The following is a 7,092-nucleotide window of genomic DNA, read 5'->3' as shown; positions in this document are numbered from 1 at the left end:
TCGCTCGGGACCTTCATCCCAACGACTCCTACCAGGGACTTCGAATGAGGATCAACAAGAATATATCCATCCGTACCGCGCACTGTCGCGCTGACCAGGCCTGTTGCAGAATCCCGCCTTGCATCGGTGACCGCCGCCAAACGTGCTCCGGGGGTGACCAGCGCAATCAGGTTGTTCCACGTCTGGCGTAGCGATGACTCTGCCAGATCAGAGCTGGATGTTCCTCTTTGCGTTTCCTGCAGCAGGCGGATGCTGTCGGGTAGTTGTGCAGTAGCATGGATGGCCGTGCGCAGGGGTCCCGTCTGGGTCCACCACAGGACAACCAGCACGATAGCGAGAGCGGGTCCCAACGTCAGGCGCCAATGCCGCATGTGGCGGCGGTGAACCGCCATCCGGTCGGCATATGCAACGAGACGCTGTCGACTAGTCTCAGCCCACAACGGGTCGACCTTCGGCTCCCAGTCCACGTTCTCGAGCAGATGTTCCAGTTCTTCCTGAGTCATTCTCTCTCCTCCTCTTCATGAGGATAACGCAACCCGCCCGGATTTGCTGAAATGCCGGCACGCAACACGCTGAAGGCGTGCTGAAGAGCGTTGCTGACCTGCTTTGCGCTGCAACCAAGCATCGGTGCGATCTCCCGCGGCGTCAATCCCTCACCGTAGCGCAGCATGACACACTGCCGGTCGAAGGGTGCCAGCTGCTCGGCGGCGGCACGCAATTCGCCGGCATGACCCTGAGCCTCCGCGACCATGTCGTCGTAGTCGGGGTCGGCGTCATCATCACCAATGCGGGCGGTCGCGAGATACCTCTCTGCACTGCGGCGATGGCGGAACCATGACATAGCCTCATTGTTGGCGACACGGTAGAGCCACTGCACGAGGGGTGCTCTGCCACGTGCAAGTTTCGGCAGGTTGTCCACCATCTTGACGAACACGGCTTCGGTCAGTTCTTCGGCGAGGTCTCGGTCCAGCACGGTGTGGATAAGACATGCAAAGATGCGGTCGCGATATCGATCGTAGAGCACGGCTACCGCTCCCGTGTCACTCAGTGCCTCCTTCAGGAGATCCTGATCGGACTTGCCCTCCGCCACGCTCACCCCCATCCTCGATGGACAGTATAGCTGGTTTACTGACCACAGTGCACTTGTTCATACCTCATGCGCGCTTAGACTGAGAAGTCAGGAGGCATCACAATGGCGACAGAGATGATCAGACTACATATAGAGGAGACCGGCGAGGACGTCCTGTACCCGCGAGGAGTCCGTCTGGACTCGCTGGCAAAGGACTATGCGGCGTACCACACGTCACGCATCATGGCGGCACGCGTCAACAACGACATCCGCGAGCTGTTCAAGACGCTGAAGCACGACGCCACCGTCTGTTTCATCGACATGAGCGTCGAAGACGGCGCACGCATCTACCAGCGCGGTCTCGTGTTCATCCTGTATGCTGCAGCACGTGATCTCTTTCCCGACCGGAGGCTCCGGGTCCTTCATTCACTGGGGCAGGGCCTGTTCTGTGACTTCCGCGAGATGCGCGTGACCGACGACGAGGTCGTCCAGATCAAGCAGCGCATGCACGAGCTCATCAACCAGGACCTGGAGTACCAGAAGCAGAAGCTGTACAAGTGGGACGCCCTGCCGCTGCTGGAGAATCTGGGCATGCACGACAAGGCCGAGCTGCTGCGCTACCGCAGCAAGTCCACCGTCAACATCTACTACCTGGGCAAACACCCCAACTACTTCTATGGCTTCATGCCGCACAGCACCGGCGATACGCCGCTCTTTGACCTCATCCCCTATCGCACGGGCATGGTGCTCGTCTTCCCCGGCATCACCAGCCCCACAGCCCTGCCGGATTACGTGCCTCAGGCCAAGCTGGCCGACATCTTCGACGAGGCAGAGGAGTGGGGACGCATCATCCGCGTGGAAACGGCCGGAGACCTCAACGATGTCGTGGCCGGCGGCGGCACCCGCGAACTCATCATGGTGAGCGAAATGCTTCACGAGAAGAAGATCGCCCAGCTGGCCGATCGCGTTACGGCCTCAGGTGCTCACCTGGTCCTCATCGCGGGTCCGTCCTCGTCCGGCAAGACGACGTTCAGCAAGCGGCTTGCCCTGCAGCTCAGGGTCAACGGCTTCGACCCTCACGCCATCTCGCTGGACGACTACTTCGTCGACCGGGACAAGACACCTCGGGACGCAGAGGGCCAACCCGACTTCGAGTGTCTGGAGTCGCTCAACACAGCGAGGTTCAACGACGACCTCAACCGCATCCTGGCTGGGGAGACTGTCACACGGCCGAAATACAGCTTCAAGACCGGGACCTCTTCCGAGGCCGGTGACACCATCGTTCCCAACGACCACACCATCTTGGTCGTCGAGGGCATCCACGGCCTGAACCCGAAATTGACCTCCCAGATACCGGACAACGCCAAGTATCGCATCTACGTCTCAGCACTCACGTTCCTCAACCTGGACGCCGACAACCGCATCCCGACGACGGACGTGCGTATCCTGCGGCGCATGGTGCGCGACCACAAGTTCCGCGGGTACTCGGCCCTGCAGACACTGCAGATCTGGCACTCTGTCCGCATGGGTGAGGAACGGCACATCTTCCCTTTTCAGGAAAACGCCGACGCCATGTTCAACTCGTCGCTCGTATACGAGCTGGCCTTCCTCAAGAACTACGCCATGCAGCTGCTGCTGCAGATCGACAACACGGTGCCCGAATACTCCGAGGCACGCCGGCTGATCCGGTTCCTTGACTACTTCCTGCCGGTAATGGACATCGACGTCATCCCCAGCACGTCCATCATTCGCGAGTTCATCGGCAACAGCTACTTCAACTACTAGACGGAGGCACGTATGCACACAGACCGAATCATGCGGCTGGCACTGGAGATGGCTGGACTCACGGAGGTCCCGGAGGACACACAGGTGTACGTGCCCGGTGAGATAACGAAGGCCCTGGTGTGCATCGACGTCGACACCGGCCTGTTGAGCATCGCCCGCGACCTTGGGTACGACGGCGTCATCGTGCACCACCCGCAGGGAGACGAGGCCATGCTGAACCTGCACCTCGTCATGAACCGGCAACTGCAGACCCTCACGAAAGCAGGTGTTCCGGAGGACGAGGCACGTGAGGCCCTGCGGCCCCGGCAGTTCGGTGTCGAGCGAAACAACCACATGCGCAACTGGGACTACATGCCCAGCGTCGCCCGCCTGATGGGGATACCGTTCATGAACGTCCACTATCCCTGTGACCTCATGATGGAACGCATCGTGGACGCCCACGTTCAGCGGCGTCTGGCCGAGACTGGCCCTGCAGCGACCGTACAGGACCTGACTGACATCCTGCTGGAAATCCCTGAGTTCGCGCACGCGAAGACACGTCCCGCGGTCGTTGTCGGGGGCCCTGCTGCACCGGCCGGCAAGGTCGTCACCGCCTTTGCTGGTGGTACCAATGGAGGTTCCGCCGTCGTGGAAGCGTACTGGCGCCATGGCATCGGGACCGTGATGACCCTGCACATGGAGGTCGCCGACATCCTGAAGCTCCGCCAGTCAGAGGTCAAAGGGACGCTCGTTGTCGCCGGTCACATGGCTTGCGATTCCGTGGGACTCAATGCGCTCGTCCGGGTTTTGCGGGCAAACAGGCTCGACCTGACACCAATGGGCGGCATTGTGCCGGGGGCGTAAGGACGACGATGTTGATACCTGCTTCACTTGTTTATTAGAATAGCTACATATACTTTCTTGCTGAGCGCCTGTTGTGGTCCGGCAGGAAAGGCTGAGACATGCTGAATACGTTCATCATAACGCTGCGAGAGGGAGTAGAAATCGCGGTTGTGCTGGCTATCATTCTGGCCTACCTGCGTCAACTGGGCGCCAGCCGGTCTGCGAGCAAGGTATGGCTGGGGACAGCGGCGGCGGCGATTGTCAGCGTTGCGGCAGCCGTTGGTATCTTCGCCGTCCTGCACACAACGAAGGTCGAACGCTTCCAAGCGCCCCTCGAGGGAAGTCTGAAGCTCCTGGCGGTCATCATCCTGACGTGGATGACCCTGTGGATGAAGCGCGAGTCGGCAACGATCGGCTCCAGCCTTCGGCAACGCGTGCTGCACGCCGTCAGCGACGGTTCTGTGTGGACGCTCGCCTCGCTTGCATTCATCTCTGTCGTCCGGGAGGGTATCGAGACAGTCCTCTTTGTCGTCGGCTCCGCGCAGCAGGCCACTCCAGCTGCAACCATTGGCGGTGCCGTGTTCGGCTTCACCGTTGCCGCCATTCTTGGCGAGATCGTTTATAGCGGTAGCAGGCGGCTGGCTCTCAAGCCGTTTTTCACCGTCATGAGCGTCCTCCTCATCGTCATGGCCGCCGGTCTCCTGGTTGGTGGTATTGGCGAGTTCCAGGGCCTTGGGCTTCTGCCGACAGGAATCGCCCCTCTCTGGTCCACGCGGGCCATTGTGAGTGACACAAGTGTCGTCGGTGGACTGCTGGGCTCTGTCTTCGGATACGTCGACAGCCCCAATCTCGTCCAGATCGTCGCGTGGATTGTCTACCTGGCCGGAGCGTTGTGGGCGTACTTTCGCCCAACAACGCCAGCATCGGTCACTGGATAACCGCCCCCTGTTCAGTTGTCTCGATGGGAGGCAGCCACTCCAGCGGATTGGTCGGTTCGCCATCCTGGCGCACCTCAAAGTGAAGGTGGGGACCAGTACTGAAGCCCGTGTTGCCCGTATATCCAAGGAGCTGTCCCTTCTGGACGCGTTCGTAGGGCTGGACCGCAAACTTCCACAGGTGGCCGTAGACGGTGGCAATACCTCCCCCGTGCAGGACGACGACCATGTTGCCATAGGTAGTTTTGCTGCCGATGTACAAGACGATCCCATCAGCGGGTGCAAGGATGGGCGAGCCATAGTGAGCGCGCAGGTCGACGCCCCGGTGGAACTCCTCTTCACCGATGATTGGGTGCATGCGTTCACCATAGGGCGAGGTGATCATCATAGGTCCCGCCAGGGGCCATGCCAGTTCCGCTACGGGTTTGAGCTGGGCAGCGACCGCAGGGTCGCATCCCGCAATGACCGATCGGATGAACTGGTCTTCGCGGTTACTCTGGCGTATCATGGCTTCCTGGTCCCCGGCCTCGACCGCAGCCACATCTGCCGCCTCTTTAGCCTCAGCCGTCTGCAGAATGCGCTCCTGCTGTGCCACCTGGGCATCACGAGCGGCGTCGACCTCCTGCCACAGCAAAAGTTGTCTGGCCTGCCAGACGTCCGCGGACTGCACATAAGCGACTGCATGACGCTGGTCGGCACGGCTACGATTGAATCCAACCAAGACCACGCCTGCCGCTGCAACTGCTATCACCAGCAGGATCCACCCCGCTGCCTTGCGTATGTTCACTCTCGGGACCTCCATGTTCGCGGCACAGACTCATCTGGGCCTAACCTTTTAGTATATGGCGGTCACTGGCTTGAGCAACGGTTACAAGGTTAAGAATGGATTTCCACATACGCGGCAGAGCACCCCTCGTATTGCACTAACATACTCGAGGGAAGCACCCCTCGCCTTGAAGAACACCTCGCATCTGGGACAAAAGGATGCGAGGGACAAAAGGGCTCGGGGGAATGACGGATAGAGGAGAAGCACGCTCCCTTGCGCGGGAATGACAATAGGGTTTACTGCTTTGCCGGAAGGTCCTGCTGTGCCGCCAGCGCGCGGTCGATCTCCTGCAGGATGTGTTTGGCGCTGCGCCAATCCAGCATCACGACGGGCAGGTCCCTCTTGTGCGCCTCGTTGATCACCTTGCCCGAGAAGGAATGGCTGATGTACGACGTCAGGACGACCACGAGGCGGGTAGTGGAAAGGACCGCCGGGTCAAGGTCTTCCTTGCCATTTGTAGCGATACAGACGCTGTTGGGAAGCCATGTCTGCAGGTTTCGGGACAGTGTCTCATGTCCACCGGCGACCAGGACCCGCTCGGTGATGGAGCGCACGGTGTACTGCACTTCGGGCTCAGGCTCGCCACGCGCCGAGAGAATACCTGTGAGTCGTGAGATCTCGGCCTCGCGCGCGCTCAGGCGGTCGCGCGCCCGGTCCAGCTCGCCGCTCAGGCGGTGCGTCTCGCGCAGTTGTACAGCAAGGTCTGCGTGTGCCCTGCACAGCTCTTCACCGTCTGCCGGGGCACCGACCGATGGAGTCGGCCCGTAGGCGGTCGGTGACTGCGTCGCCGGCACCTGCCTCAGGGCGAAGAGTCCGGCGAGCATGCTGACGGTCGTTCCATCGTCGAGTCCAGCATCGGTGCCAGCGAGCAGGAACGCAGCCTGCCAGACGTCGCCCGGTCCTGGAGAAGCTGATTGGTCTACCTGCGCTACCTGCCTGAGAACATCACGGGCAGCGCTCAGACGCGTCGCAAGCTCCCGGTCTCCACTGTCGCCACCGGCGGCTCGCCACCACAGCTGGTCATACCTCAAAGCGGCATCATAGCGGGACCGGCTTGCCGGATCGATCTCCGCGGCTGCCAGGGTCAGGCGATGCAGCGCTTTGACGAGGGAATGGTCCAGAGCCTCACGTAATGGGGTCTCCGCCACTGGAACACCACAGATGCCGGCATACCATGCCAATACCACCAGTTCCGCATCGGGCTCTTGCTGCTGTTCCCTGGGATGCATCACCCTGAACCGCTCCAGGCTGATGCTCTCACCGGCGCTGACCATTTGCCACGCGCGCCGCCAGCCATCCCGCATGATCTCGCCCAGGCAGGCCCGCGCCCGCTGGTCGTGCTGTGCCGCCAGCGATACTCCCACCAGCCTGCACGCGTACGGTGCGTCTTCCATGGGCAGGGTGACCAGCGCCGGGTGGTGCACGAGCATGCTGCCCGCCGTCTGCACGTCCCATGCGGGGTCGGCCAGCCTCAACGCTTCATCAATGTGCCGATGCAGATGGGCATTCGCGGCACAGGCCGCAAGCGCAAAGGGCGCGAGGTTGGGCCGGATGGCAGGGCGTACGGATGGGATGACGGGACCGGGGCGCTGCCCCCCAGCCAGTTGTGCTTTCAGTGCCTGCGCCAGTTGTGCCTTCTCCTTCTCGTCCATCAC

6 protein-coding genes are annotated in these 7,092 nt (G+C 61.4%); 3 read left to right on the top strand and 3 right to left on the bottom strand.

Annotated elements, in window-relative coordinates:
* Positions 1-499: 499 nt before the first annotated feature.
* Entirely contained in the window at positions 500-1,090 is a 591-nt protein-coding gene (locus SMC3_RS07375) for an RNA polymerase sigma factor (protein ID WP_207799715.1), read from the bottom strand.
* Between the two features lie 102 nt (positions 1,091-1,192).
* Between SMC3_RS07375 and SMC3_RS07370 the strand changes: the two genes are divergently transcribed.
* From SMC3_RS07370 to SMC3_RS07360, 3 genes are all read left to right on the top strand, one after another.
* Positions 1,193-2,854 (top strand): nucleoside kinase, encoded by a 1,662-nt coding sequence (locus SMC3_RS07370; RefSeq protein WP_119089972.1) that lies wholly within the window; start codon positions 1,193-1,195, stop codon positions 2,852-2,854.
* Positions 2,855-2,866: 12 nt separating this feature from the next.
* Positions 2,867-3,697: a hypothetical protein gene (locus SMC3_RS07365; RefSeq protein ID WP_119087182.1), complete on the top strand. Its 831-nt coding sequence runs from the start codon at positions 2,867-2,869 to the stop codon at positions 3,695-3,697.
* A 98-nt stretch (positions 3,698-3,795) separates the two neighbouring features.
* Positions 3,796-4,614 carry an FTR1 family iron permease gene (locus tag SMC3_RS07360; RefSeq protein WP_119087181.1) on the top strand — a complete coding sequence of 273 codons (819 nt, stop codon included), beginning with the start codon at positions 3,796-3,798 and terminating at the stop codon, positions 4,612-4,614.
* On the opposite strand, the gene SMC3_RS07355 is transcribed toward SMC3_RS07360, so the two are convergent.
* Positions 4,604-5,398, bottom strand: a complete 795-nt coding sequence (locus SMC3_RS07355; protein WP_165846666.1) for a M23 family metallopeptidase — start codon at positions 5,396-5,398, stop codon at positions 4,604-4,606. The genes SMC3_RS07360 and SMC3_RS07355 overlap by 11 nt on opposite strands.
* Positions 5,399-5,673: 275 nt before the next feature.
* Positions 5,674-7,089 (bottom strand): DUF2325 domain-containing protein, encoded by a 1,416-nt coding sequence (locus tag SMC3_RS07350; protein ID WP_165846665.1) that lies wholly within the window; start codon positions 7,087-7,089, stop codon positions 5,674-5,676.
* Between the last annotated feature and the right edge of the window lie 3 nt (positions 7,090-7,092).

It is taken from the genome of Candidatus Cryosericum hinesii, assembly GCF_003570985.1.
Classification (GTDB): Bacteria; Caldisericota; Caldisericia; order Cryosericales; family Cryosericaceae; genus Cryosericum; species Cryosericum hinesii.
Note: the sequence above shows the minus strand (reverse complement) of the source record. Positions and strands in the feature narration are given on the sequence as shown.